Genomic DNA, 26,922 nt, shown 5'->3' with positions numbered 1-26,922 from the left:
TTCATCCTGCCCTAACAGACCCGCAGGCGAAGGCGATGGATACTCCGTTTTTCATCGACATCATCGTCCTTCTCACAACCCGTCCCAAAACGTCCAAAGGGCCTGACAGAATCCAGGCCCCGAAAATGAAAAAGCATCACTACCAGCTTGTATCAAAAGAACAAGCAATCACTGCTCTTCCTCTTCCTCTTCCTCTTCATACTCCTCATCTAAAGCATCATCGGAATCATTCAACGGCACCGTTGCATCGTCCATCAACGACCCCGGGTCCTCGTTCCCCGGATCATTGATAAACGGCAACCCGCTCGGGCCCTTCTCTTCCTTGCCTTCGGTTTCGGGAGTCATGGCAAACCTCTGCGTCTGGTGAGTGTATTACCTTCGAAAAGCCCTACAGCCAATCGTTCCAGCATCCGACCGCCAGAAACGAAAAACCCGGCGCCGGGCCGGGTTTGTTTTCGATATTCGATCAATGATGTCGGTTTTTATGTTTGTACTTATTGTGCTTGTGGCCACCACCAGAATGGGCTTTTCCGCCGTCATCACCCATGTTGTTGCCCACTGCACCACCGGCCGCGCCGCCCAAACCTGCACCGATGGCAGAACCGGTGGAGCCGCCCAGGCTGTTACCCAGCACTGAGCCGCCCGCTGCGCCGAGGCCACCACCAATGGCAGCTTCGGTGCGATTGTGTTTATTCGCTCCGACCGCGCTGCCCGCCGCGCCACCGACACCTGCGCCGACCGCTGCACCGGTGCTGCCGCCGAGCTGGCCACCGACCACGTTACCAAGCACACCGCCCAGTCCGCCACCGACGGCAGCGCTGCCATCTCCGGCGGCCATTGCGCCTTGAGCGATCACTAATCCGAAAAACAGTGCAGATAATGACAAACGCATTTGAACCTCACAGTTCCCGAACCGGGACGGTATACCCACAGGGCTTATGTCAATTGGAGACATTTCCCGGGAAAACGTTCAGCCACGAAAAAGCCCGACATTGAGTCGGGCTTTTTCTGACAAGCGTTCACTCTCAGTGACGCTTGTGACCTTTGGCCAGGTTGGCGCCCACGGCACCGCCGGCAGCACCACCGAGACCGGCACCAATGGTCGCGCCATTTCTGCCGCCCAGGCTGTTGCCGATCACCGAACCACCGGCCGCACCGACACCGCCGCCGATGGCAGCTTTGGTCCGGCTGCCCTTGCCAGCGGCCATCGCACTGCCCGCCGCGCCTGCGACACCGGCGCCAATTGCTGCGCCGGTGCTGCCGCCCATTTTCTGGCCGACGACATTACCCAGCGCACCACCCAGACCGCCGCCGAGCGCAGCAGTGCCTTCGCCGGCGACTGCACCTTGAGCAACCAGAAGCCCCAGAACCAGAGCAGGCAGAGTTAAACGCATGACAAACCTCACAAATCGGGATGACAAAAAAGGGCCAGGATTTAATGCCGGATGAACGCAAAAGTCCAGACGAAATCCGGCAGCCGCGCGCACTTGGCGCCGATTGGACAGCGATTCTGGAAAAGGTTTTATCGCAGGCAAAAAAAAGCCCGCTGGGGAGACGGGCTGGAGACTTGCTTTCTAACGGATGGCTTCACCCTACTTTGAGCGGCGTGAAAAGTTTGTGAAAAGCCTTCAAACACTTCAACCATCTGTAGGACCTTTCCCTGGACATACATAAAACGCAAAAACCCCGTTCATGACGGGGTTGTTCGCGGTCGGACTATTTTCGGGCGCGGTTCGCAACCCGGGGTAAAAATTTCGCCTTCAGCCCCTTGGGTGCCGTCGCCTTGATCTTGCCAGTCTGCACCGGGTCTTCACCGAATCCCGACTGATATTCCGTCTGGCCGCATCGCACACAGTTGTTGAACGGGAATTCAGCGCCATCGTCTTCGATATACGGATCAGTCATACCTTCGCCCCTTCGTAACGTGTCGACACCGGCAAAAACCCTTTTGCCTGAAAAAATATCGACCTCCAAGACTTTTGAGACTAGCCGGTCATTACCGGACTTGTGATTCAGATCGACTGATGCCCGACGAATGGCCCGCGAAAATTCAAAAAAATGGAGGGCGCTCGCAGTTGCAGTTGAGCTATTCAGGCACTCCCGCCTCACTGCGAAGGATTCGCGAACATGTCCAGGAGAACCGGTGCCCTACCGCTTTCAGCTCTGATGATCAGTGGCTGCGGGACATGAATGGCCATGACGAAACCTACCAGGCACAAACTTCACATCAGCGCAGCTTCACCGCCGTCCCGGTCGCAAACACCACAACCATGCCGCCCATGCCGGCCGGCATACTGATCTCGAAATCCAGCCCGACCACCGCATCCGCCTGCAACGCACGGGCTCGCTCCTTGATCTCTTCGGTCGCCTGAATGCGCGCCTCCTTCAATGCCCGCTCCAATGTCTGAGAGCGACCACCGAAAAAGTCGCGCATGCCGGCAAACATGTCCCGGATCACATTGACGCCCTGCACCGATTCGGCGCTGACAATATCCAGATAGGCGGTTATCTGGCGCCCCTCGATTGAATGGGTTGTAGTGGTAATCATCTGACCAATCCCTGTGGAGTGTGTAGAAAAAAAATGGCGATCAACAAAAGCGAGCCTGTGCTCAGCCTTGCAGATCGCCACTTCAAACAACTGAAAATGACTTCGTTATTGCGCACAATTCCTGGCTTTGGCGACGATTGCCTCAACGCAGTCTGCAATGGAGCGCTCACTTGCATCCAGAACCAGTGCAGGAGCCTCAGGCACTTCATAAGGCGCAGACACGCCCGTGAAATCAGGAATCAACCCTGCTCTGGCCTTTCGGTAAAGCCCTTTCGGATCGAGACGCTCACAAACATCCAGCGGCGTACTCAAATAAACTTCCAGAAAACGTTCATCACCGATGATTGTTCTGGCCTTCTCGCGACACTCACGCGTCGGGGAGATGCATGCCACCATCACCGTGACGCCAGCCTCATTCATTAACCGCGCCACTTCGGCGATTCGACGAATATTTTCCGAACGATCTTCTGCGCTGAACCCCAGATCCTTGCAAAGTCCGTGACGCACATTGTCACCGTCCAGAACGTATGCAGGCTTTCCACCCTCGATCAGCAACTTTTCAATGGAAAATGCCAGCGTCGACTTACCGGAACCGCTCAGCCCGGTAAACCAGATAGTGAAGGGCTTCTGAGCAACAACACGCTCTCGGTCGACTTGTGCAACCTGAGTCGGGTGCAGCACGATATTTTCCCGGGGATTGATTTTTTCTGTTGCCATACCTACACCTCATCTCGGGTAGAGTCTGAGTCCATACACTTCAGCCTGAGTGGCCATAGACCAACCGGCCACGCGTGGGTTGCAAATCAACCAGCCATCAAGCCAATTGATTATTCAACAGACCGGGTAATGGTAGAGCCAATCCAGCGAACTCCCAACGAACCGCCAAGATGCGGCAATCTGCTCGCCTCTACGTTGATGAGCAATTTATTGTTCAAATAAAACTCCAGACCCGCTGCGCTCGCGACCACGCGTATGTCGCCGCTATAAGGAAGCCCCGAAAGGCCCACGTCCGGCTCCGGCATCCAGCGCGCTCCGTCGTTTGTCCACAGGACCAACCCGGCCTCGATATCATTGATCGGCTGAATCAACAGGGCACTCATGTCGGTGTCGCCACCATTGCCTTGATAGGTCACCACCGCCACGTGGGAATCCGTGGAAGGCGTATCCAGCGAGTAGCTGAACGCCAAAGTGCGCTGTTCCTGTGCCGAGTCATCTATTTGCTTGATCAGGCAAAGATTGCCGAGAATGGCTTCTTTACCGCCGTCCTCCAGCAACTTCGGCACGCCGTAGACGAGTTCTACTCCCGCCCACTCCTGTTGAATCCTCTGCGAACGCTGGAAAGCGCTTAACCGTTCTTCCGATTTGCGATTGAACAGGCTCCTTTCGTACAACTCCGAGACGAAAGGAAAGGTATGGCCGTGGTGCGCAAAGTCCTTGACGTTCAACAACCGGACTTCATTGACTGCGCCGTAAGGGCCGAGGCAAATGTAGTCCAGCGGCTTATAAGTATTGCGCTCCAGAACCCACAACCCGCTCATGGAACTGCGACGCAGATCCCGTCCGGTCATCTGGCTTTCCCCCACCAGCATGACATCGGACGACACCGCCAGGCCTCGCGTGTAGATAGGACTGCCGGATTCCCAGATGACATCGTTGGTATCCAGGTCGATCAGTGCACCAATGTTGCTGTGGCAGGCAATTTTCTGCCCTTCGTCCGACACCCACACGTTGTGCAGGCCCGTACGCCGTTCGATCGGCGTCAGACTGACCAGCTCCAGCCCCGGATAGGTCAGAACTGCCAACAGCGAACCGTTGTGGTGACCGTGGGCGATGACATACAAGTGCCCGTCTTTTTCGAATACGGAATTGAGATGATCGCCGGTGATTTCTTCCAGCGACAAACGATCCCAGCGCACGTTGCTCAAACGTTTTTCCTGGTAGTGCCCAGGTTTTGCCAGATCGACCACCGTGATCGCGTTGCGCCCGGTGTTGGTGCAAACCACCCGACCATCAGATGCACAGAGCACCTGGTGCGGTTCCGACAGGAACGTTTCGGACTGGAAAGAGCCGTGGGAGAGGAAGCCTACTTCAGAGGTCGCGTAAGTCTGAATGTCCTTCAGTTTTACGTTATCCAGCCCTGAATGGGACAAGACAAAATCCTTGCTGCCGGGAAACCACGAAACGCCGTAGTATTCAGTGCGCTCATTCTCAAGCGGGATAACCTTTCGAGAGTGCACCTCAACCAACAGCAAATACCCTGTCGTCGCGACGACTGCAAATAGTGGTTCCACTACTTTCTACCTCAGTAATGCCAATCTCGACCCTTCGATGCAGCGCGTAACGCAGAGCCATTCGTGTGCCGATTTTAACTGCTTGGTTAAATTATTCAACGAAAGCGGCCCGTGATCGGCCTGCGCCGATAGGGCGTAGAGCGACGACCTGCGGTCTCGCGGATGCTTAGACAGAAGCCCAGGGCTATTCAGGTGCGAAAAACAAGAAACCCCGACCTCTTTCGAGATCGGGGTTTCTTGAGAATCGAATTTGGCGGTGAAGGAGAGATTCGAAACCGCCCGATTGCGATTTTCGCGAAGTCAGGGCGCGGTTTATAAGGGGTTCAGGCCGATAGTTAGTGCGCAAGCGTTACCATGGTGGTCCCATGAGTTTGCGCGGAAGTCGAACACGCAAAGGGCCATAGAGGGATATCCGTTTTTTCGGGAACGGCATCGGAAAAAGGTAATTTCGGCAACTTGATCATCCGACCGGACTGAGAGCCTTGATTTAACTGGCCTGCAAGGGATCGGCCCAAGGTAATTTTTAAGTAATGTAGAGGTAAGGTAATTACCTTTTGAGGAAGTAATTTTTCCATTTATTCACCCCTTACAAATCAATCACTTACGTTCAAATCACCTTTTTCATTACTCAAAACTACTTTCTGAAGTAATCCCGCAAAGCCAAGGAATACGGGGCTTTCAGCGGTATACCGATATCCGAATTACCACATTACTTTTTCCCGACTCCGCTCCTGAAAATCAGCGCCTGACGGTGCCTCATGTCTGACGAACAAACGAGCCAGGAAAATGCATCGGGGTGCCCTACCCTTCGCAGGGATTCGCAGGCTTTTTGTCTCATTCATTCAGTATTACAAAGCCCAGCCGTGGCTGCGCTCAGCGCATCGCAGGGCTGCGGAAAAAAAGACCCATTTAGCCCGCAGGCGAGGTGGGGGGACGACGGCGCGCGCCAATTCTGCCCACCTTTGACTGAATCAATCCTTACAGGAAACGGAGACAGTTGAGATGAATCCGATTAAGAGAGGCTCATACCCTTCACAACATACTCCTCAAAAAACTAGTTAATCAGCTCCATGAACTTATTGCGAAGTAGTTCGTACGCTAGTAGACCGTCGACTTTATTTCGCTCATCCAATAAAGCGAGGACGTCATGATCATCCAACACTAAGATATATCCTCTGGAATCTCGTGCTGTATCTTTGCACCTAGCAGTCAAACGAACTTTGTCCTGAATATTCCTACAAGTTAGTATTCCCACAGTGCCTCGACGAGGTGAAAATCTTCCAGAGAGTTGATCTACCTCTGGATTGCCAACCTCTTTCCCATAATTTTTGCACTCGACAAAAATCAGTGACGAGGGATAGTGGGTACCTATCCAATAGAAAAAACCACTTTTCGCTTCGTTTGTGTATGTGATATCTATTCGTTTTCGACCATCATGAATATTATGTTGTTTTTTTGGGTTACACAGAGACGGGTAAAATAGCGCCGAAAATATTTTCTCTATAACATTTTCATAAGCACTTGCAGCATCATTACCTGGAGGAATGGCCAATAACTCTTTTTTTAACAAATCCCAATCTGGCTTATCCACCTTTTCAATATCCGCAATATCTTCATGACTAAGAGGCAAAGGGGTTTTATCTCTCTTAGCAATACGATAATCTTCTAAAGCATGCGGATGCCTTATTGTCATATTTACAACAGCCAACTTATCCTTACCATATTTCCCCATCAGAGCTTTTTTTGTTACTCGGCGGCTGCCATCCTTCAAAACTTCGACAAGCGGTGTTTGCGCTTTCAGCTCCGAGAGCTGCATCTCCGGCAGTAAAAAATGTCTATAATATTCATCTACCCGGTATGATAATTTTTGTCTTACTAAAAGCTTAGGAACAAAGATCACTTTCCCATATTTACCAGCAACAGGAAGCGTAACAAAATCATTGTCCCATATTCCTTTAAGCGGGTTCCATAGGGGGCCTGACACAACACCCGCAGTCATTGGAATGCCATAATAGACACACATATCCTGCGTATACTTTATTAGCGGACCACGTAAAATATTGCTTACCGCATCAGAAATCATGTCCGAACCAATCCCTTCAATCAGTAGACATGTGTCTTCCAGATCCTCTAACAACCCTGTTAATGAGGCATTACTTTTAAAGAGTGCTCCCCAAACACTTTCTGCAGACTTGGTCCCAAACGCATGACCTTGAGATTTCCCACTCGAGTATCCCAAGTGAAACTCATTGCGTTCGCTGAGAGACGCCAACAATGCTTGAGCCGCTTTGTGCTTGCCATTTTTTATGTGATTTAACACAGTTTCAAAGAAACTTTGAAGCAGCGACGAAAGTTCGTTACCCCAAGGTGACTCAAGTGATTTAATTGCTGTAGGATCAAGAAATACGGGGACATCCGTATCCAACCTTACATCAACAAAATCCAACTCAGATTGCTTTCTACCCAAATTATAATATTTAGATACATGCATACATATCAACTCTAATATCTAACAGTAATAATCTTCAGCAACAAGCTGTAGATCTCCCTGTCGCAACCCTGCCATTCCAATGGGCAGATAAAACAGTGACTTTAGCTCAAAGATATTACTTCGCCATCATTAAGTCTACAAAAAATACAATCACCACTTACGGCAAATAGAAAATTTAAAAATTCACTCGAAAGGTAATCACCTTTTTTCCGACCCATTCATTAACCTGCTCAAGACGTGCCTGAATTGGCTCCAACTCATTAGCGATCCGAGCGTCTGTAGCGTCTGTAGCGTCCTTGACAGACCCAAACCCACCCGCGTTCTGCGGAACGATGCCCATCAACTGCGGCGGAATACGCAGGCTTACCAATACGTCATCCCGCGTCTGGTTCTTGATCGAGTTGAATTCATCCTTCGCCGCCACCTCGCTCACCGGTATCAGCTGGATCCCGTCCTTCTTGCCGGTCGGCGAGTAGACAAACAGACTCCGAAAATTCCCCGGCCCCTTCGATTCCTTCAGCGCCTTGCGTAGCGCATCGATGTCGGCCTCAGTCTGCGCCGCGTCTGTCATGTACAAGATGAAACCGGCATGGCTCCCGTTCTCGTAGTACTTGCGCCGGAACAAGGTTGCAGCCTCGTTCAGCAACGCTGACTGCAAAGCACTAATCCACTCCGGCAACCCATAAATATCCTGATGCAGATCTGCCTCACGCAGGTGAAAAATACTGTCCGGTTCAAACGCGTGTTCATCCTTCCACCCGCGCACCTGGTAAAACTGCCCGTCCGGCCCCGCACACATGTATTTGGCCAACGGTGTTTCCAGTTTGCGCACCCCACCCAACCGCGAACGCCGCCCTTCAAGGTAACCATTGCCCAAGCACAAGAAGTCCAACGCAAACTGCTCAAACGAAGCCCGCGAAAGCAGCGGATGCGGGATAAACGTCTTGCTCAACAAGTTGCGCTTGAACATCAGCCCTGAGTGCAGATGCACGCTCGCCCCCACCGACCGGGTTAGTCCATCCAACGACAGCGGCGGCTCATACCACCGCCCGTTAAACCAGCACTCCAGGTAATCGAAAACCTCCCGACCACCCAGCACCGGCGTCGGCTCGCCGAAGGAAAACACCTGCGTTCCCGCGCCGGTGGTAGATATGGTGGCGGGTAACGTCTGGTTGGCCATTTGCTCGGTCATCAGTAAATCTCCATGCGCCCGGTATTGGCAGTGGTCTGCCCCTCAAGCGGTTCGTGGTGCAATGCGTGAAAGAGTGCCCAAGCAAAGTCGGCGTGGCCGGTATTGTCGTTGCGGCCGGCGGTGTAGGTGTATTGGCGTCCGCCCGCAGTGATGGTCTTGCGGATCGCCATCAGCGACTGGGCCATGTCCGTCCAGCCGGCATCGAATTCGAGCCGGCCCTTGTGGATCACGTCGTAGGCCTTGAGTACCAGGCGGGTTTTGACTTCGGGCGAGTAGCTGAAGGTGGTCACCGCAGGGAAGAACTGGCGCACCAGCTGACCTGCGCAAGGGCCTGAAGACCAAGCGCGAACGTAGCTGGAGCAACACCACGCTCGGAGACGTGTTGGGAGATATCGCACTGGGCAACGGCCTGACCGCAACCGTCGCCGGCGCCCTCGACGGCTTGCCCATCCTGCAACTGGACCAGGCCAATGAATCCGACGCCAACCCGATCAGCCGTGTCGGCGAAGAGTTCGACGCCGTGGTCACTGTCAAAGCCGGTTGCCTGCTGTGCCTGACCGCCGGCGGTGGCAAGACCGCCAGCGGCGCCGAGCTACCCCACATCACGCTTACCCGCGCCGATGGCGATCAGCACCGCTACCTGCAAGCTGACCGCGATAGCTACGACGGCGTGCGTGCCTACTTCTACGACGTGAACAGCGTCAAGAAACAGGAAGCCATCGCCGGCGGTGGCGAGAACCTGAAGGATCTGCGACACACCTACAGCGACCGCCAGTCTGCCCTGCGCGCCGCGCGGGCCGAGTTCAACCGCCTACAATGTGGCAGCGCGACGCTCAGCTATACCCTGGCCATGGGCAGGCCGGATCTGATACCTGAGCTGACCTATACGTTGGAAGGTGTGAAGCCTGAGATAGACGAAATCATCTGGTACGGCGGGAATGTGCAACACACGTTCAGCGCGGATAACGGTTACACCGTCAGCTTGGAGCTTGAGAGCAAGCTTCCCGAAGACACTGTTGAAGACCTGGCGGAAGAGAACAAGGGTGACTTCACGGGGATCATCGCGTACTACCGCGACAAGAAGACCGGGAAGGAAAAGACGGTGGCGGCTGGTGATCAGAGCAAGCCACGGAGATTGCGGTGGTTGTACGCCACGGAAAAAACAGCGAAACGGGCGGTGGATAGAGAGTGGAAGCGAATGCAATCGGAGAATGAATAAGCCCGGCATAAGCCGGGCGAATTTGTTCAAAAGTCAGGATAGGTCTTTGTCTTTCGCGCGCTGTTGTTCTTTCAGCTTGTCTTCCTGTTGTTTCTTTTTCTGTTCCTTCCTACGCTCTTGCGTGGCGTCGTGGTCGGCTTGGGCAATGTCCGCTAGGGTCTTGTTAGCCGTGGCAACCATCCCGGCACCGACTAGACCAACCAGAATCTCACCGAAGAACCAAAGATTGTTCAACGACAAAGGTTCATTCAAATCCGCCTGTGCAGCCAATTCCCAGATAGAGCTCAGCACAGGAAATTGTGTATGAGAATAGACGGTACCGACGAGATTCTTGAGCCAATTCATCCCGTGAAATTCAGCGTAGCCGAAGAGCGACAGCAGAAACGAGACCGTCACAAATACCAGGCTCACTACCGCAATAAGCAGACCCCACATTTTCAACCGTTTTGCTGCTTTGGTTTCTTGATCAACGTCCAAAAATACTTACCTTCCATTAGTCGATTAGCATCTGAGGCTTTACGCTTTGACTTTGTACGATCGCAGCAATGCGTTCGATACTGCCTGTCTCGGAATTAGCCTCCCTCTCTGAAGCTGTCGACAGATAATCAGTTTTCTTGAGCCACTACGAAAAAAACCGGCACTAGGCCGGTTTTTTTGGCAACTTGATACCGCTATACCCAACCAAAGCCTTTTGCCATAAGCGCGGCCAAGCCCAGAGCAGTGGTGATCAATGCACCGAACAGGATACGAAAATCTGCACGGGTCTCTTTGCGATGCTCGTGTACGTCTATACGCACAGCATCAAGATCACGTCGGATGTATTCGACGTGCGTTTCAAGTTTCGCTACGCGTGCTTCCATTTGGTTATCTCCCGGTGGTCCCGGTGGTGTGCTGCTGCCATTATCATCTCCCCGACCACGTCTGTCACCCGGGAAACGATTAGGGAATCGGTCTTTGAGACTGACCAGCTCAAAAGGCGCCGTCATACCTGAGACCCCTTCCCTGGACCTACTTCGATTACGTCAGTTTCCACCAAAACCCCATCCAGAGCTTCCAATGCGTGCATACGCACGAAACCGCAGTTTTTGCAGTACAGCATAACCGTCTGCATCCCAACCATTGCGTATTCCTGGCCCACTGCCCAAGGCAGAGCAACGCCTATGGAACCTGGCGGCAACGGGAGAGCCCAATCCTCACTCTCACAGAAGGGGCACTGAGGATGCTTGATTGTTTCCTTGAATATCTCAGCCAAGCGATCAGTATCGAGACCGAATGTAGAACTAGGCATGACTCATCCTTTTATCTATCTGAATATAGTATATCGTTATTCAGGATACTCTATGAGCAAGTTCAACTATTTTTCTATAAGACAAGAAGATCTCTCTGTGATCACTCACTGCACTTATAACTGACAAACGCCACCCCTCTGAGTTATTAAACAAACCTCTAAGCTCATCCTGAGTAGCATGCAATATCCGAGCATAATATCTAGCCACTTCTGCAATTGATTCATGACCACTAGGGAACGCATAATTTACCGGCACAGCCTTATCATCGTCAAAACTTTCAATTGCACCTGATGCCTTTTCAGGATTTGCTAAATCCTGATATAAGTCTTCATCAGCTGACTTTGAGAAAATCAGATATGCAGCCCAAAAATAATGAAATTCGTGCTCGGGAAGGGCACTAGCCATGCTCTTTATCTGTTGAGCGTAACGGAGCATTTCCCTAAGCTCCACTTTAAAGTATCGCGCCATACCGACTAATAACAAAGCATGTTCTGGAAACGATTTTTCCTTAACAAAAATAGTGTTATTTTTCGGCTCAACTCTTTGGTTTCTGCCATCCGTACCAGCGACACCAGAAATCCTTATGTGCAGACGCACACAGGTATATTCAAAACCATGCTGTTTAGCTACGCCAAATATATTGGAATTGTCCAGCCTAAATTCAGCATCAAAAAAACGACTCAAATATCTTTCAGAAGAAAATTTCTCACCATAAACAGCCCTTACCGAATGAGCTAATTGGGTGGAATCAGAAGCGACAATAAACCGGCAATCTTCCAATTCAAAGAAATGCTTTACCCTTTCCAACAGCTCAATTGCATAGGTCGGCCGACACCTGTCCAGCTCGTCGATAAATATAAAAGCCGGTTTTTTTAGGTTGTTATTTTCGGCCGCACTGGACAGTTTCTCCAAAATTGCGGATTTAAATTCGTCAACATGCAATTCTGTTTTAGACTGCTCTTTTATAAGATCTTCAACAACGTCTTTAGCAAAATCCCCTGCCTGCTCATCGCCGTCCTTTCCTAGAATGCCATCAACTTCAATTCCAGTAAACTTTTTCACCAGCCCCTTTGCGATTAACGGCGCCGCTTTTCTCATTAAGGTGGTGGTGGTCGTAATTACGTTCTTACCTGCACTTGTCGACCCCAATGAAAGGCCATCCATTGTCTGCTGCTCTATGCAAGTAATCAACGCCACTAAAGGCTCTGCGGAATAATCATTTTCCCACGCATTAAAAAATATACAAACATGCTCCCTTCCAAGTTCGGCCCTCCATCTGTTTAAAAAAAATGACTTACCCGCACCCCAAGGAGAATTTACATTCAGGACTTTTATATGAGGATTCGCCAACAAATATAAGGTTAAAAATTTAGCGCTTGGCGCACGCTCCATAAAATCGTCGTCCCAAACATTTATTTCGTCCTTCATTATCTCGCCCTTCAATCCCAAGATTCACTTCGACTATGAGCCCCAGCTATTCGCTGGGGCCGTTTCTTTGAAGCTTACTTCGATGACTGCACAAGCGCCTCCATGATCCTCAACACATCCTGTCGTTGTTGATCTTCCAACTTCGCGAGAAGCTGCAAAAAGAGATGCTCCAATGGGGTAAGGTTTTCCATCCTGCGTACTCCATTTCCTTGTGAAGGGCGCGGTGGTTTCGCACCACCTTCATCGCCCGGGAGTCACCCATCCTCAGCATATTTTTGCGTGCCACCAGCCTCTTCATGAAAAATCTAGAGACCGGATTGAATGAGATCGCCGCACAGACGACCACCCCTCCTGAAACCACCACTTCGGAAATGTAAGTACTGTTTACCCGACGAAAAACGCGTCTTTTAAAGCTGCCCAGGCTCAGCACGGACGGCCAGCACTTTACTGTCCTGCGTACTGAAGTCGCATTCATAAATATGCTTTTGGTAGGCGCCGAAGCCATTCTGAAACTCGATCTTGTCTCCGATGAACGTCACTATTCCCTGCCCCTTGTCCCGCCAGCGGAAGTGGCTCATTTTTGGTTCAAACGTTCCATCTGTCCATCGGGCAGAGTATTGACCTAATCGCGTAATAGGGTCCTTGCAATAGACACCTGCTGCTACGGTGTACTTGTCACCCATGCACTGAAGATCCTTGCGGCAGGTAGCCTCATCAACCTTCGCTGTTTTTTGTTCTGCTTCGTCTTTGCCGCCACCTGAGCACATCGAAAAACCCACCGCGACGATGATGCCAAGGATGACAAGACCACCAATGGTTTGCCCCTTTGTCACGCCAGGGTTTGCTACACCACAATTTGGGCAAGTTTTTGCTGAGGTATCTACTTGATGCTTGCAAGATTTGCAGGGCTTCAACGCCATTCGTATTGCTCCTTTCAATTTCCATGAAAAAACCGGCCATCGTAGCCGGCGTATTGCATCCACTGACTTGAGTTTTATTTCCTCACGTCAGTTGTTTTCCTTTGTCACGCCACGCTCGCGGCTTTCGCAAAAGCCGAGGCCATGCGAAACAGAACATCTCGATCTGGTTCGCCAATGTGCTGATAGACCTCAAGAAACTTTTCCGCCTCGGTACTGATACTTCCTGCGGCGGTAGGTTTGCGCTCACCTGTTACGACATAAAGAACATCTACCCCCAATTCGGCAGCGGCAGCCAGGTACTTGGCGTCGGGACTACCCGAACCCTTTTCATAATTTATTTGAGTGGTTTTACCGACACCGCCAGCAGCACCTAAATCAGTCTGGCTGAGGCCTAGACGCGACCTTTCTTCCTTCAGCCGTTCACCGATGGTCATATTTTTTGAACCTCAAGCGTTTTAAGGCTCAAATTAATGAACCAACATCATCAAACCATTACGCGAAATCACACGAATTTGAACTATGCACGCCACCTACGCACCCGAGCAAGCCTGCCAGGCCGCTAGAACGCGGCTGGAACGTAAAGGCATGTCCGTAAAGGACTTTGCCCTTCAGAACGATCTGCACCCCTCAACCGTTTACGCGGTGTTGAACGGCCAGAAGAAGTGCCTGCGGGGCGAAGCCCACCGCGCCGCAGTACTTCTCGGAATCAAAGACTGCGTGATTGAAAACTAAGCCTGTTGGCTCAGGGAGGAAACCAGAAGATGAAACGTCCAGTTCTAGCCAACAGGAAAGACGTGGTCAGCACAGTAATCGGTGCTTATCAGGGAGGCCGCATCTACGCCGCTGCAGACTTGGGAATGCCACTGAAAAAGTTCGACAACCAGGCTTACGAAAACGCCGGCAGCCGACCACTGAGTGACGACCACATTCATCGCCTCGAACAGGTAGCAGGAACGACCTTCCTGCCGGATTACATCGCAGCCAAATACGGCGGCATGTTCGTCCCGCTGACAGCGTCGGCGGATCTGGACAACGTTGAGTTGTACAACCGGTCAGTCAAAGCCGCCGCCAAGCGCGGGATGGTTGATCAGATCATTGCCAAAGCACTCGACGACGGTGTCATTGAGTCCTGCGAAGCCCAGGCCATCATTAACGCCCTGATGCACTACATGTCCGCCCGCTACGCCGAAGTGCTGGCCACCATTCAATTGCACGGTCGGGGGATCGCTGGGTGAGTACATACAAACTGGTTTGCCCGCACTGCCTCGGCCGCATGCGCATCCGCACCAGCGAAGGCACACACATTTTCCTGCGCGTGGCCTACCTGCAATGCACCAACGAGGCCTGCGGCTGGTCGGTGCGTGCCGAGTTCGAAATGACTCACGAAATGAGTCCCAGCGGCATGGCCAACCCATCGGTGCGTTTGCCCATTGCCGACATCGCCCTGCGCCGCGCCGCGATGAAAACCGCCAACGATCAACCCGACCTGCTCGACCAAATGGAAATGGAGTGTGCGCAATGAATCACGATCAGTTGACCCACGACTACCGAAGCAGCATGCAACGCGCCGCCTTTGCTTACTTGCAACGGCACGAAGCGCAGTACCTGGTGGACTCGGACCTGCTCTATGAAAACTGCGTTAGCCACCTGGCCACGTCGCTGGAGGTGCCTGTCTTCATGGCGGAGCGGCTAGCGCACAACGCCTGGACTGAATTGCAGGTGATCAATCAGCGCAAGTGGATCGGTGTGGACTGGGGCAACAGCCCCGGCTGCACCGTCGCGCACTTGATCGACACCCGTGCCGATCTGCGCTTCCCGGTACCGGCGAGACTGCTGCCGCGGACCTTAACAAGACAGTCCGCAAGCACAAGCTGCACTTTGTATTCCTCAACACGAAAAGCGGCCTGCCGCACGTCAGCGACTTTGTCGTGAGGGACAGGTTCTTCAAAGCGCACTTGAAAGCGGCCGGCGTTCGGTATCGCGGGCCTGGCCAGTGTCGCCACACCTATGCCAGTCAGTTGCTGACCACCGGCGTAACATCGGTTGACTGGATTGCGGAGCAGATGGGGCATACCAGCGCGAATATGATCCGCCAGCACTATGGCATGTGGATCAATGAGGACGGCCCGGATGTCATCGGCATGCTGCAGCACGCGCTGAACCTATGACAACAATCCAAAGCGTCGGTGTTCAGCTGAATGACCGTGGGCTCCCGCAACAAAAACGCCGTTACAAAAGAAGGGTAACGGCGCTTCGACTTTGAAGGACTGCAGTTGATAAGAGATAAGGCATCAGCACAGATCAAAAAACAACTACTCGTCTTACGAAAGAACCTTTCTATTTATCCGCATCTACCGCCCTGACAAGAAGCTTCCACTCCATAGATCCGGGGCGGCAGCTGCTGCAAGGTGGCAGCGATTCGCACTCGCGATTGATCACATCTTCAAAACCGCATTTTTGGCATTTGTAGATACCTGGATACTCAGGTTTATTGCCAGGTTTCCATTCTTTTACGAACTTAGCGGCAGTCTTGTCGCCCGTCCTTTGCACGCTTTCATTATCCCGATACCAAGCCATAAAACCGCTTCCATTTTGTGAATGACAGCGAAATGCCATCAACCACCTCTTGGATAAGGGCCGAATGTGCACTTTTCAAGTGCATCGTTTCGCTGGGCTGTTATCACACCTTGGCAAAACGCCCTGAAGGCACTCTAGGCAACTGTCTGCCAACTGAACACCTGTGTTCCCACGGATGTTCCCATATGGGCCTTTTTTGATTCCCAGAAAACACAAAACCCCTGAAAATTTTAACGTTTTCAGGGGTTTAGTCGTTTCAAATTTGGCGGTGAAGGAGAGATTCGAACTCTCGATACAGTTTCCTGTATACACACTTTCCAGGCGTGCTCCTTAAGCCACTCGGACACTTCACCGTATCTCTTCAAACATGTTCTGTTTGTCGAGGCGCGCTAATGTAGTCGAAAGCTTTGCCGATGGCAAATTTTTTTTCAGAATTTTCATGCGGTTAAGAGATAACGTCGTTCGCCGCGCCGACGGGCCATGGCAAACCGGCCAATCTTCGGTAAGCGCTGCCCTTCTATATAGAAGCAGAACGGCGCGCTATACCGGATTCCCTTGCAAACGGTGACTGGCGGGTCAGTCACGGCGCTTTACCTGGCCTGCGGTGGTGGGTAACGTCTGCGCATCTTTCTTACAAGGAATAGCGTCATGAGTGAGTTGATTTCCTACCACCTCGAAGACGGTATCGCGACCCTGACCTTGAACAACGGCAAGGTCAATGCCATTTCCCCGGACGTGATTGCGGCGTTCAACGCGGCGCTGGATCAGGCAGTGACTGATCGTGCCATTGTGATCATTACCGGCCAGCCAGGTATTCTGTCCGGCGGCTATGATTTGAAAGTGATGACCGCCGGCCCGAAAGAAGCCGTGTCATTGGTGACCGCCGGTTCGACCCTGGCCCGCCGTCTGCTCTCTCACCCGTTCCCGGTGATTGTCGCTTGCCCGGGGCACGCGGTAGCCAAGGGTGCGTTCATTCTGTTGTCCGCTGACTACCGCATCGGTGTCGACGGCCCGTTCAGCATTGGCCTGAACGAAGTGCAGATCGGCATGACCATGCACCATGCCGGTATCGAACTGGCCCGAGATCGCCTGCGGCGTTCGGCTTTCCACCGCTCGGTGATCAACGGTGAGATGTTCGATCCGAAGAGCGCGGTGGATGCAGGTTTCCTCGACAAAGTCGTCGCTGCCGAGGAGCTGCAAGGTGCCGCTCTGGCCGCTGCGCGTCAGTTGAAGAAGATCAACATGACTGCGCACAAGAACACCAAGCTGAAAGTACGCAAAGCGCTGCTGGAAACTCTGGATAACGCAATCATCCTGGACCAGGAACATCTGGGCTGATCTCTGGCCCGCAGCAACAAAGCAAAGCCCGACCGCCGTGTCGGGCTTTTTCTTGCGCACGCGGTTGAAAACGCCGTGGTAGCTCTAGGACGCGTCTGACAAGCCATTCGGAAACATGCGCTTAAACATCGGCTATCTCCGGACTCTATAGCGACAATTGCCGAAAACAGTGCACATCCGTACACTGCGCCACCTTTTGTCCCGGTGGGGCCTGAAAATGCTGTTCGTGTTTCGTATGTTATTGATGGGCCTGCACTTTATTCTGGCTGGCGTGCTCGGAGTGATCCTCGGGTTGTGCCGCCCCTTCAACCCGGACAACAGCCGGTTGTGCGCGCGCCTTTACGCTTTGCCGGCGATGTGCATTTTGCGCCTGCGCGTCAAATCCGACGTCAGCGCCTTGATGAACAAGCCGGACAGCTGCGTGATCATTGCCAACCATCAATCCAACTACGACCTGTTCGTGTTCGGTAATGTCGTGCCACGCCGTACGGTGTGCATTGGCAAGAAGAGCCTGAAATGGGTACCACTGTTCGGCCAGTTGTTCTGGCTGGCCGGCAATGTGTTGATTGACCGTGGCAACGCCCACAAGGCGCGCCAGTCGATGCTCACCACCACCCACACGCTGCAGAATGAAGACACGTCGATCTGGGTGTTCCCAGAAGGCACGCGCAATCTGGGCGAGGAGTTGCTGCCGTTCAAGAAAGGCGCGTTCCAGATGGCAATTGCCGCCGGTGTGCCGATTGTTCCGGTGTGTGTCAGCAGTTACATCAAGCACATGCGCCTGAATCGCTGGCAAAGCGGGAAAGTTCTCATACGCTCGCTGCCGGCAATTCCTACAGCCGGGCTGACCATGGACGACATGCCCATGCTGATCAACCAGTGTCGCGAGCAGATGCGCGAGTGCATCGACTCGATGGATCGCCAGCTCCAGGCGGCGTGAAAAAGAAACCCGCCCCGTGCGGGTTTTCTTTTGCCGGTGAACTGTGCAGATTTCACTGACTCTCAAGCAACGACACGGCTAAGCTGAGGCCTTGTATTCCCCGTCACCTGCCAAGAAGAAGTGAACCACCATCATGGGTCGAGTTGTTGCTGCTGCGGTCTACAGCGCGGGTAAAAAAGTCTCCAATATCACGCTCGATGAAGGCGCTGCCTGGGCCGCCAAGACTGGCCATTTTGTCTGGATCGGCCTCGAAGAGCCGAACGCACAGGAACTGTCCAACCTGCAACGTCAGTTCAACCTGCACGAACTGGCGATCGAGGATGCCCTGGAAAAACACAGCCGGCCGAAGCTGGAAACCTTTGGCGACGCTCTGTTTATCGTCACCTACTCGCCTGTCCGTGAACATGGCGTCCTGCAGTTCATCGAGACGCATATCTTCGCCGGCAAGGGCTACATCATTACCGCACGCAACGGCCACTCGGCGTCCTACGCCCATGTCCGTCAGCGTTGTGAGGCGCGTCCGCTGTTGCTGGAGCACGGGGAAGATTTCGTCCTGTATGCGCTGCTCGATTTCGTGATCGAAAACTATCAACCGGTGGGCGAAGCGATCCACGCCGAGATTGATGAGCTGGAGCGCAATGTTCTGTGCAGTGCACTGAACGAGCATGACATTCAAAAACTGCATGGCCTGCGGCGCGACGTGTTGCGCTTGCGCCGCTACGCAGCGCCGATGGTGGAAATCGGTGAAGAGCTGCAGAAGCTGAGCTTTCCGTTCATCGACAAGAACATGCGCCCGTATTTTCGCGATGTGCAGATTCATGTCACACGGCAGATGGAAGACCTGACCACACTGGCGGACATTGCCAGTCAGACCATCGAGATTGGCGTTCTGCTGGAGGCCTCGCGACAGAGCGTGGTGCAACGCAAGTTTGCCGCGTGGGCGGCGATTCTGGCGTTTCCGACGGCGGTGGCGGGGATTTACGGGATGAATTTCCAGAACATGCCGGAGTTGAGCTGGCATTACGGCTATTTCGGCGTGCTGGGGTTTATCGCTGTGGGGTGTGTGGGGTTGTGGGCGAGTTTCAAACGATCCGGGTGGTTGTAACTGGGACCGCGCTGTCCGGACAATTAGCGAGCAGGCTCGCTCTCACATTGATCCTTGTCGATACGAAGATCCAAGTGGGAGCGAGCCTGCTCGCTAAGCTTTTCAGGCAGTTTCTGGCTTGTGCGCCACAAAGCGCATCATCCATTCCGCAACCGTGGTGCCGTGGTGTTCCTGCTCCAGACTGGCCACGCCTTTGCTGTAAATCTGCGAACCCAGCGCCTCCTGACGCAGCTCCAGCAGCGCCCGCGAGTAATCGTGTATGAATTCCGGATGCCCCTGGAAGCACAGCACCTGATCATTGATGTGATAGGCGGCAAACGGGCAGAAATCGCTGGAAGCGATAACCGTGGCGTTTTCCGGCAGCGCAGTGACCTGATCCTGGTGGCTGATCAACAACGTCAGTTCCTCCCGTACCGGGTTCATCCACGGTGCCTTGGCCGCCAGTTTGTAGTTGTGGGTGCCAACGCCCCAGCCCTGGGTGGCGCGCTCGCTCTTGCCACCGAGCAGCAGCGCCAGCAGTTGATGACCGAAGCACACGCCGAGCAGTTTGTCGCCACGCTCGTAACGGGTCAGCAGGTATTGCTTGAGGGTCTGGATCCACGGATCGGTACCGAACGAGTCGGCCTTGCTGCCGGTGATCAGGTACGCATCGAACGTCAGGTCGTCGCTTGGGTATTCGCCCTGCATCACGTTGTAGACCGTGAACTCGGCGGCTATCGGTTGCTGCGAGAACAGACGCTGAAACATCTGCCCGTAACCCTGATATTGATCGACCAGTTCCGGACGCAGGATGTCGGTTTCCAGAATGCAGATGCGTAGCGACATAAAAAATACCTGACACGTGATGGGAATAATGAACACCCAGAGCCTGCCCTGAAACACCCCGGCAAGGCAAGCCCCTCGGCGTTCACCCGATCACTTAAAACAGCTCGCCTTTCGCAGCCTTTTCCAGCAGCAACGCCGGTGGGGCAAAACGCTCGCCATATTGCTCGGCCAGGTACTGCGCACGAGCGACGAAATCCTGCACGCCGTATTGGTTGATGAACTGCAACGCACCACCCGTCCACGCGGCGAAACCAATGCCGAAGATCGAGCCGACGTTGGCATCCGCCGTCGAGGTCAGCACGCCCTCCTCCACGCAGCGCACGGTTTCGATGGCTTGCACAAACAGCAGACGATCACGTACATCCTTCGGTGAAATCTGGCCATCAGCCTTCTCGAAGCGCGTCTTCAATTCCGGCCACAGATGTTTCTGAGCACCGGCCGGGTAATCGTAAAAACCACCGCCTGCGGCTTTGCCCGGACGCTTGTATTCGTTGAGCAGCAAGTCAATCACAGCGAACGCCGGGTGCTCAATCAGTGGTTTCCCTTCTGCCTGTAGGTCCTTGGCCGTCTGCTGGCGGATATGGCTCATCAGGCTGAGGGAAACTTCATCAGAGATCGCCAGAGGCCCGACCGGCATCCCGGCCTTGCGCGCCTCGGTCTCGATCATCGGCGCGCTCACGCCCTCGCCGAGCATAGCGATGCCTTCGTTGGTAAAAGTGCCGAATACCCGCGAGGTAAAGAAGCCGCGACTGTCGTTGACCACAATCGGGGTTTTCTTGATTTGCAGGACGAAATCGAAGCCGCGCGCCAGGGTTTCATCACTGGTCTGTGCGCCTTTGATGATTTCCACCAACGGCATTTTTTCCACCGGGCTGAAGAAATGCAGGCCGATGAACTTGCTTTGATCCGGCACTGCCTGCGCCAGCCCGGTGATCGGCAAGGTCGAAGTGTTGGAGGCAATCACCGCCGCGCTACCGACCACTTGCTGTGCCGCTGCCGAGACTTTGGCTTTCAGTTCTCGGTCCTCGAACACCGCTTCGATGATCAAGTCGCAGCCGGCCAGATCGGCATCGCTTTCACTGGTGTTGATCCGCGACAGCACCGCTTCGCGCTGCTCAGTCGTCATCTGGCCACGGGCAACTTTCTTGTCCAGTAAGGCCGCCGAGTGAGCCTTGCCTTTCTCGGCCGCTGCAAGGTTGATGTCCTTCAGCACCACTTCAATGCCGGCCGAGGCGCTGACGAACGCGATCCCCGCGCCCATCATGCCAGCGCCCAGCACGCCGACTTTTTGCGTCTTATACGGTGCGTAACCCTGCGGCCGTGAGCCACCGGCATTGATCTCGTTGAGCTGGAACCAGAAGGTACCAATCAGGTTTTTCGAGATCTGGCCGGTAGTCAGCTCGGTGAAATAGCGGGTTTCGATCAGGTGCGCGGTGTCGAAATCCACCTGAGCGCCCTCCACCGCCGCACACAGAATCTTTTCCGGTGCCGGCAGCGTGCCCTGGGTTTTCGTGCGCAGGATCGACGGCGCAATGGCCAGCATCTGCGCAACTTTCGGGTTCGACGGTGTGCCACCGGGAATCTGATACCCCTTCACGTCCCAACGTTGCACCGCTGTCGGATGGGCGACGATCCAGGCGCGCGCCTTGGCCAGCAGTTCATCGTGATCGGCGGCCAGTTCGTCGATCAGACCGGCCTGCAACGCCTGTTGCGGACGCACTTTCTTGCCCTCGAGCAGATACGGCAGCGCCTTCTCGATACCGAGCATGCGCACCATGCGCACAACTCCGCCACCGCCCGGCAACAGACCCAGGGTCACTTCCGGCAAGCCGAGTTGTACCGAAGCGTCGTCAAGTGCCACCCGGTGATGACAGGCCAGGCAGATTTCCCAGCCGCCGCCCAGCGCCGCCCCGTTGATGGCCGCAACCACCGGTTTGCCCAGGGTTTCCAGCGTGCGCAACTGCCCCTTGAGGGTCAGCACCATGTCGTAGAAGGCTTTGGCTTCGGGCTTGCCGACCTTGATCAGCTCATTGAGGTCGCCGCCGGCAAAGAAGGTTTTCTTCCCCGAAGTGATGATGACGCCAGCGAGGTGGTCTTTGTCCGCGACCAGTCGCGCAACGCACGCGGCCATGGCTTCGCGGTACACGGCGTTCATGGTGTTGGCGCTCTGGCCCGGCATGTCGATGGTCAGGACAACGATGCCGTCCTGAGCTTTTTCGTAACGAATGGCTTCGCTCATAACAAGGTTCCTTGAATTCGGGGCTCAGAGGCGTTCGAGGATGGTGGCAATGCCCATGCCGCCGCCGACGCACAGCGTCGCCAGGCCATAGCGCAGATGCCGCGCTTCCAGTTCATCGAGCAACGTGCCAAGGATCGCGCAACCGGTGGCGCCCAGCGGATGCCCCATGGCGATGGAGCCGCCGTTGACGTTGACCTTGGCCGGATCGACGGCCATGTCCTTGATGAACTTGAGCACCACCGAGGCAAACGCTTCGTTGACCTCGAACAGGTCGATGTCTTCAACACGCAGCCCGGCCTTGGCCAATGCCTTGCGCGTAGCCGGTGCGGGCCCGGTGAGCATGATGGTCGGATCGGTGCTGGTGACGGCCGTGGCGACAATCCGCGCCCGCGGTTGCAGGCCCAGCGCCCTGCCCTTGGCCTCGGAGCCAAGCAACATCAGCGCCGCGCCGTCGACGATTCCGGAACTGTTGCCTGGCGTATGAACATGGTTGATGCGCTCGACATGGCTGTACACCCGCAGTGCCGTCGCGTCAAAGCCCATCTGGCCGATCATTTCGAAACTGGGCTTGAGTTTGCCCAGCCCTTCAAGGGTCGATTCGGCACGAATGAATTCATCGTGATCGAGCAGGATGATGCCGTTCTGGTCCTGCACCGGCACCAACGACTTGTTGAACGAACCATCGGCCCGGGCCCGTGCGGCTTTCTGTTGCGAATGCAGCGCATAGGCGTCGACGTCGTGACGGCTGAAACCTTCAAGGGTGGCGATCAGGTCCGCACCGACGCCCTGCGGGGTAAAGTGGCTGTGCAGATTGGTCTGCGGGTCCAGCGCCCAGGCGCCGCCGTCACTGCCCATTGGCACGCGCGACATCGACTCGACGCCACCGACCACCACCAGGTCTTCGAACCCCGAGCGCACTTTCATCGCGCCGAGGTTCACCGCTTCCAGTCCCGAGGCGCAGAAGCGGTTGATCTGCACACCCGCCACGCTGACATCCCAATCAGCCACTTGCACCGCCGTCTTGGCGATGTCCGAGCCCTGATCGCCAATCGGCGTGACGCAACCGATGACCACGTCATCGACCTGGCTGGTGTCGAGCGACGTGCGCTGCTGCAGTGCGGTCAACAGACCGGCCAGCAGATTCACCGGTTTGACGCTGTGCAAAGCGCCATCGGGTTTGCCTTTGCCACGCGGCGTGCGCAGCGCATCGAATATCAAAGCCTGGGTCATGACGTCCTCGAACCTGTGCGGTGAGTGATTGCTCGTGCCTCCACTCTTGGCCCGGACGCTCATGGATTCAATGACCACAGTGCTCAATGGCGTTGACGCACACGCTCAGACGGACGGTCATTGAACAACGGGTGAACCGGTTCAGGTGCGCGAGTTGTCTAGCCAGCGGGCGGCAAAGAAGCTGGCAAAACGCCTCATGCTTTTTTAAGCATATTCGGCAGCAAATTCATATGAAATGGATCTAAGCCAAGCGTGACGCGGGCCCTAAGGTAGAACATGTACGTCATGGTCGTCGGGTTTTGCCGAGGCCGACGTTCTTCAACAGGAAGTGCAGCGTTTGCCGTCATGGATATGCAGGCAAACATCAGGAAATAACAATAAAGGCGGTCAAGCCATGTTCAAACAACCAAAAGTTCGTCAAGCAGGGCTCATTCTTTTCGCCACGACGCTGTTGCTGATTTTGCCGAACCTGACCAAGGTCATTGGCTGAATCAAGCGACCGGCGCCCGTCATCGCCCATTAAAAATGTGCGTGGCCCGCTATCCGGGCCAGCATGGCTGTGCCAACCTTTGTGCACTTCCACGACATGGACGGCGATCATTTGAAGAATCTCATTGCGTTCGGGGCCTTGCTGCTGAGCCTGCCCTTGTCTGCCGCTCAGTTGGATCTGCAACTGGGCGCCCACACCCGCACCTGGCAGACCGAGGAGCTGCTCAAGCATCCTCTAGTGCAAACCCTGACGATCAAAAACGATGTGTCCTACAAAAAGGACATGACCTATCGCGCCGTGCCCGTGGCCGCGCTGCTGACCGGCATCAAACCTGACGATCATCTGCAAGCGGTAGCGCTGGACGGGTTTGCCGCCGAGCTGGCGGCCGCGCCGTTGCTCAATAGCAAAGGTGCACGGGCCTGGCTGGCCATTGAAGACCCGGCGCAGCCGTGGCCGCCGCTGTCGGCGGGCAAGCACAGTGCTGGACCGTTTTATCTGGTATGGACGGATCCGCAGGCCGGTCATATCAGCCCGGAGCAGTGGCCGTTCGAAGTGGCGAGCATCAAGCGCATGGCTCCGGTGGCGGAGCGCTTTCCGGCGCTGTTGCCCGATGCCAAGCTGAAAGCAGATGACCCGGTGAATCAGGGGTTCGCCCTGTTTCAGAAAAACTGTCTGGCCTGTCACCGCCTGAACGGTGCGGGGGATGCGCAGTTCGGGCCGGATCTGAATATTCCGTATAACCCGACGGAGTACTTCGGCGCGGATTTCCTCAAGCGGTATATCCGCGATCCGCAGAGTTTGCGCCAATGGCCGCAGGCGAAGATGCCGGGGTTTTCGGCAGATGTGTTGCCAGAGAAGGATCTGCAGTTGCTGATCGGCTATTTGCAACACATGGCCGGGCGCAAGGTTAAGCCATAAGCAATGGGGTATTATCACTGACCGCTTCGCTGGCAAGCCCCACAGGTTATCCGCCGACTCTGAAGCCGCGGTAATCTTGTGAGAACTGGCTTGCCAGCGATAGCGGTATTGCAGTTATTGCTGTTGCACGGAGATAACCGGCGCCGGGGTGGGCGACACGAACACCTTCGCATGCATCTGTTCACAACCCCCGCCCCGACGCATCCCGCGTACCGGGCAGGCGTCCAGGTAATCGAGGCCTACCGCCAGTTTCAGGTGACGCTCAGGGCGCGCCAGTTCATTGGTCACGTCAAAGCTGTACCAGGCGTCATCCAGCCAGGCTTCTGCCCAGGCATGGCTGGCCAGATGCTCGCAATCCTCGCTGTACAGATAACCCGACACATAACGTGATGGCACCCCGAGACTGCGCGCACAGGCCAGAAACGCGTGGGTATGGTCCTGACACACGCCAGCACGTCCGGCAAACGCATCCGCAGCCCGCGTGTCGACTTCGGTGGAGCCCGGCGTGTAAGTCATGTGTTGATTCAAACCGTGCATCAGATCAATCAGCGCCGTGCGATCACGCCGCTGCTTGCAGGTTTTCGCCGCAAACGCACGCAATGCCTCGTCCGCCTCGGTCAACCGGGTAAAACGCAGGAACGGCAGCGCCGACTGACTCTCATGTTCGGCCTCGCGCAATTCGTCGATATCGACCTGCCCTCGCGCGCCGATGATGATCGCTTCATGCGGCTCGTCCATGGTCAGCACGTGCAGGATGTTGCCGAACGGATCGAGTTGCGCACGCACCGGACGCGGCAGGTCGAGCTGCCAACTGAGTACATGCTGGCGCTCGCTGTCGTGGGGGGTCAGCCGCAGGTACTGGATGCTCGCCCGCACCTGATCTTCGTAGTGATAGGTGGTCTCGTGGCTAATGGAAAGTCTCATGCAGCCTCCAGGTAGGAACTGTGAATGGCGTTGCCCAACTGGCGCACCAGCGGGATGAATTCGGTCAGCCACGCGTGCAGGCCTTCCTCGAGAATTTCGTTGATGCCGGTGTAGCGCAGACGTGCGTCCATTTCCGCCGCCAGCCGTTGCGCCGGTCGACCGTTGGCGCCGGGCAATTGCGCGAGGATCTGGTCGATCTCCTCGGTGCACGCACGCAGCGACCGCGGCACATCGGCGCGCAGCAGCAGCAACTCGGCGACATGCCGGGCGCCGGGGGCATCGCGGTAGATTTCGGTGTAGGCCTCGAACGACGACAAGGCCCGCAGCAATGCACTCCACTGGTAATACGCGTGGGCGGTGCCGTCGCTGACCGCTTCGGCCTGATCCCCGGCCATTTCATAACGCGCATCGAGCAGGCGCAGCGTGTTGTCGGCGCGCTCGATAAACGTGCCCAGACGAATAAAGCGAAACGCATCGTTACGCATGATCGTGCCGTAGGACGCACCACGGAACAGGTGCGAACGCTCCTTGATCCACTCGCAGAAACGGCTCATGCCATAGCGGCTCAGGCCTTGTTCGGCGATCCCGCGAATTTCCAGCCAGGTGGCGTTGATGTTTTCCCACATGTCGGCGGTGATGCGCCCACGCACCGCATGGGCACTGGCCCGCGCTGCGCCGAGGCAACTGTAGATACTTGCCGGGTTGGCCGCATCGAGGGCGAAAAAGTGCAACAGGCGTTCGGCGTGCAGTTCGCCGTGACGCTCCAGGTAATCGTCGAGGGTGCCGGTGATCAACAGCGGCATGGCCAATTCGTGCAGACCATCGCCGCGACCGTCCTGCGGCATCAGCGACAACGAGTAACTGACGTCGAGCATCCGCGCGAGGTTTTCCGCCCGCTCCAGGTAACGCGACATCCAATACAGATCCGAGGCAGTTCTACTTAACATGGCAAGCTTCC

At 55.0% G+C, this 26,922-nt stretch carries 29 protein-coding genes, 1 tRNA gene and 3 pseudogenes; 10 read left to right on the top strand and 23 right to left on the bottom strand.

The features are described 5' to 3' along the window. Positions 1–168: 168 nt before the first annotated feature. The 11 genes and pseudogenes from HV782_RS09915 to HV782_RS09865 form a co-directional block, all read right to left on the bottom strand. Positions 169–345: a hypothetical protein gene (locus HV782_RS09915; protein WP_186747601.1), complete on the bottom strand. Its 177-nt coding sequence runs from the start codon at positions 343–345 to the stop codon at positions 169–171. A 121-nt stretch (positions 346–466) separates the two neighbouring features. Further along, positions 467–892, bottom strand: a complete 426-nt coding sequence (locus HV782_RS09910) for a glycine zipper domain-containing protein (RefSeq protein ID WP_123467331.1) — start codon at positions 890–892, stop codon at positions 467–469. A 133-nt stretch (positions 893–1,025) separates the two neighbouring features. Next, positions 1,026–1,394, bottom strand: coding sequence for a bacteriocin (locus HV782_RS09905; protein ID WP_123467333.1), 369 nt, complete (start codon positions 1,392–1,394; stop codon positions 1,026–1,028). 322 nt (positions 1,395–1,716) lie between these two features. Next, the gene (locus HV782_RS09900; RefSeq protein WP_123467335.1) at positions 1,717–1,905 is read right to left on the bottom strand and encodes a hypothetical protein; all 189 of its coding nucleotides are present in this window, start codon (positions 1,903–1,905) and stop codon (positions 1,717–1,719) included. Positions 1,906–2,227: 322 nt separating this feature from the next. Continuing rightward, positions 2,228–2,548, bottom strand: a complete 321-nt coding sequence (locus tag HV782_RS09895) for a YbjQ family protein (protein WP_186747613.1) — start codon at positions 2,546–2,548, stop codon at positions 2,228–2,230. A 105-nt stretch (positions 2,549–2,653) separates the two neighbouring features. Further along, positions 2,654–3,265 (bottom strand): adenylyl-sulfate kinase, encoded by a 612-nt coding sequence (cysC, locus tag HV782_RS09890; RefSeq protein ID WP_186747599.1) that lies wholly within the window; start codon positions 3,263–3,265, stop codon positions 2,654–2,656. A 110-nt stretch (positions 3,266–3,375) separates the two neighbouring features. Then, a complete protein-coding gene (locus HV782_RS09885; protein ID WP_186747597.1) occupies positions 3,376–4,839 on the bottom strand; it encodes a hypothetical protein in 1,464 nt (487 codons plus the stop codon). Positions 4,840–5,174: 335 nt separating this feature from the next. After that, complete coding sequence (locus HV782_RS09880) at positions 5,175–5,414, bottom strand: hypothetical protein (protein ID WP_186747595.1); 240 nt, start codon at positions 5,412–5,414, stop codon at positions 5,175–5,177. A gap of 479 nt (positions 5,415–5,893) precedes the next feature. Next, complete coding sequence (locus HV782_RS09875) at positions 5,894–7,330, bottom strand: DUF8370 family protein (RefSeq protein ID WP_186747593.1); 1,437 nt, start codon at positions 7,328–7,330, stop codon at positions 5,894–5,896. A 175-nt stretch (positions 7,331–7,505) separates the two neighbouring features. Continuing rightward, entirely contained in the window at positions 7,506–8,510 is a 1,005-nt protein-coding gene (locus HV782_RS09870) for a phage portal protein (protein ID WP_225931085.1), read from the bottom strand. Positions 8,511–8,521: 11 nt separating this feature from the next. Beyond that, positions 8,522–8,845, bottom strand: a pseudogene (locus HV782_RS09865) (phage terminase large subunit family protein); the annotation flags it as partial. Here HV782_RS09865 and HV782_RS09860 point away from each other — a divergent pair. Next, positions 8,836–9,741, top strand: a pseudogene (locus HV782_RS09860) (contractile injection system protein, VgrG/Pvc8 family); the annotation flags it as partial. The pseudogenes HV782_RS09865 and HV782_RS09860 overlap by 10 nt on opposite strands. Before the next feature lie 33 nt (positions 9,742–9,774). On the opposite strand, the gene HV782_RS09855 reads toward HV782_RS09860, so the two are convergent. The 5 genes from HV782_RS09855 to HV782_RS09835 form a co-directional block, all read right to left on the bottom strand. Next, the gene (locus HV782_RS09855; protein ID WP_186747589.1) at positions 9,775–10,218 is read right to left on the bottom strand and encodes a hypothetical protein; all 444 of its coding nucleotides are present in this window, start codon (positions 10,216–10,218) and stop codon (positions 9,775–9,777) included. Between the two features lie 194 nt (positions 10,219–10,412). Next, entirely contained in the window at positions 10,413–10,601 is a 189-nt protein-coding gene (locus tag HV782_RS09850; protein WP_186747587.1) for a hypothetical protein, read from the bottom strand. 468 nt (positions 10,602–11,069) lie between these two features. Next, complete coding sequence (locus HV782_RS09845) at positions 11,070–12,458, bottom strand: KAP family P-loop NTPase fold protein (RefSeq protein WP_186747584.1); 1,389 nt, start codon at positions 12,456–12,458, stop codon at positions 11,070–11,072. Between the two features lie 407 nt (positions 12,459–12,865). Continuing rightward, entirely contained in the window at positions 12,866–13,378 is a 513-nt protein-coding gene (locus HV782_RS09840) for a zinc ribbon domain-containing protein (RefSeq protein ID WP_186747582.1), read from the bottom strand. Between the two features lie 104 nt (positions 13,379–13,482). Next, positions 13,483–13,812: a helix-turn-helix domain-containing protein gene (locus HV782_RS09835; protein ID WP_186747580.1), complete on the bottom strand. Its 330-nt coding sequence runs from the start codon at positions 13,810–13,812 to the stop codon at positions 13,483–13,485. Positions 13,813–13,897: 85 nt separating this feature from the next. Here HV782_RS09835 and HV782_RS09830 point away from each other — a divergent pair, with 85 nt between their 5' ends. The 5 genes and pseudogenes from HV782_RS09830 to HV782_RS09810 all read left to right on the top strand — a co-directional run. After that, the gene (locus HV782_RS09830) at positions 13,898–14,110 is read left to right on the top strand and encodes a DNA-binding protein (RefSeq protein ID WP_095189087.1); all 213 of its coding nucleotides are present in this window, start codon (positions 13,898–13,900) and stop codon (positions 14,108–14,110) included. Positions 14,111–14,139: 29 nt separating this feature from the next. Beyond that, complete coding sequence (locus tag HV782_RS09825; RefSeq protein WP_186747578.1) at positions 14,140–14,613, top strand: YmfL family putative regulatory protein; 474 nt, start codon at positions 14,140–14,142, stop codon at positions 14,611–14,613. Beyond that, positions 14,610–14,900: an Ogr/Delta-like zinc finger protein gene (locus tag HV782_RS09820; protein ID WP_038979812.1), complete on the top strand. Its 291-nt coding sequence runs from the start codon at positions 14,610–14,612 to the stop codon at positions 14,898–14,900. The genes HV782_RS09825 and HV782_RS09820 overlap by 4 nt, the downstream gene beginning before the upstream one ends. Further along, a complete protein-coding gene (locus tag HV782_RS09815; RefSeq protein WP_225931065.1) occupies positions 14,897–15,310 on the top strand; it encodes a hypothetical protein in 414 nt (137 codons plus the stop codon). Before HV782_RS09820 ends, HV782_RS09815 begins: the two co-directional genes overlap by 4 nt. After that, a pseudogene (locus tag HV782_RS09810) lies at positions 15,226–15,546 on the top strand (site-specific integrase); the annotation flags it as partial. The gene HV782_RS09815 and the pseudogene HV782_RS09810, both read left to right, overlap by 85 nt. A 169-nt stretch (positions 15,547–15,715) precedes the next feature. Here HV782_RS09810 and HV782_RS09805 read toward each other — a convergent pair. Together HV782_RS09805 and HV782_RS09800 are read right to left on the bottom strand one after the other, a co-directional pair. Beyond that, positions 15,716–15,994 (bottom strand): hypothetical protein, encoded by a 279-nt coding sequence (locus HV782_RS09805; protein WP_202894577.1) that lies wholly within the window; start codon positions 15,992–15,994, stop codon positions 15,716–15,718. 224 nt (positions 15,995–16,218) lie between these two features. Then, positions 16,219–16,308, bottom strand: a tRNA-Ser gene (locus tag HV782_RS09800). Between the two features lie 295 nt (positions 16,309–16,603). Here HV782_RS09800 and HV782_RS09795 point away from each other — a divergent pair. The 3 genes from HV782_RS09795 to HV782_RS09785 all read left to right on the top strand — a co-directional run bounded on the left by HV782_RS09795 (position 16,604) and on the right by HV782_RS09785 (position 19,338). Next, positions 16,604–17,293: a crotonase/enoyl-CoA hydratase family protein gene (locus HV782_RS09795; protein WP_123467342.1), complete on the top strand. Its 690-nt coding sequence runs from the start codon at positions 16,604–16,606 to the stop codon at positions 17,291–17,293. A 217-nt stretch (positions 17,294–17,510) separates the two neighbouring features. Continuing rightward, positions 17,511–18,233 (top strand): 1-acylglycerol-3-phosphate O-acyltransferase, encoded by a 723-nt coding sequence (locus tag HV782_RS09790; protein ID WP_123467344.1) that lies wholly within the window; start codon positions 17,511–17,513, stop codon positions 18,231–18,233. 133 nt (positions 18,234–18,366) lie between these two features. Further along, complete coding sequence (locus HV782_RS09785) at positions 18,367–19,338, top strand: magnesium and cobalt transport protein CorA (RefSeq protein ID WP_123467346.1); 972 nt, start codon at positions 18,367–18,369, stop codon at positions 19,336–19,338. A 102-nt stretch (positions 19,339–19,440) separates the two neighbouring features. Here the strand turns inward: HV782_RS09785 and HV782_RS09780 are convergent, their stop codons facing one another. The 3 genes from HV782_RS09780 to HV782_RS09770 form a co-directional block, all read right to left on the bottom strand. Further along, positions 19,441–20,163: an amidotransferase gene (locus HV782_RS09780; RefSeq protein ID WP_186747576.1), complete on the bottom strand. Its 723-nt coding sequence runs from the start codon at positions 20,161–20,163 to the stop codon at positions 19,441–19,443. A 94-nt stretch (positions 20,164–20,257) separates the two neighbouring features. After that, positions 20,258–22,402 (bottom strand): 3-hydroxyacyl-CoA dehydrogenase NAD-binding domain-containing protein, encoded by a 2,145-nt coding sequence (locus HV782_RS09775; protein ID WP_186747574.1) that lies wholly within the window; start codon positions 22,400–22,402, stop codon positions 20,258–20,260. Between the two features lie 24 nt (positions 22,403–22,426). Continuing rightward, entirely contained in the window at positions 22,427–23,632 is a 1,206-nt protein-coding gene (locus HV782_RS09770; protein WP_123467352.1) for an acetyl-CoA C-acetyltransferase, read from the bottom strand. A 586-nt stretch (positions 23,633–24,218) separates the two neighbouring features. On the opposite strand from HV782_RS09770, the gene HV782_RS09765 reads away from it, so the two are divergent. Beyond that, positions 24,219–25,040, top strand: a complete 822-nt coding sequence (locus tag HV782_RS09765) for a c-type cytochrome (protein ID WP_186747608.1) — start codon at positions 24,219–24,221, stop codon at positions 25,038–25,040. Between the two features lie 114 nt (positions 25,041–25,154). On the opposite strand, the gene HV782_RS09760 is transcribed toward HV782_RS09765, so the two are convergent. Further along, entirely contained in the window at positions 25,155–25,964 is an 810-nt protein-coding gene (locus HV782_RS09760; protein WP_123467354.1) for a transglutaminase family protein, read from the bottom strand. Beyond that, entirely contained in the window at positions 25,961–26,911 is a 951-nt protein-coding gene (locus HV782_RS09755) for an alpha-E domain-containing protein (RefSeq protein WP_123467356.1), read from the bottom strand. Before HV782_RS09755 ends, HV782_RS09760 begins: the two co-directional genes overlap by 4 nt. Positions 26,912–26,922 lie beyond the last annotated feature (11 nt).

The sequence above is a fragment of the Pseudomonas monsensis genome, from assembly GCF_014268495.2.
Classification (GTDB): domain Bacteria; phylum Pseudomonadota; class Gammaproteobacteria; order Pseudomonadales; family Pseudomonadaceae; genus Aquipseudomonas; species Aquipseudomonas monsensis.
The sequence above is the reverse complement of the archived record's forward strand: the minus strand, read 5'-3'. Positions and strand labels throughout refer to the sequence as shown.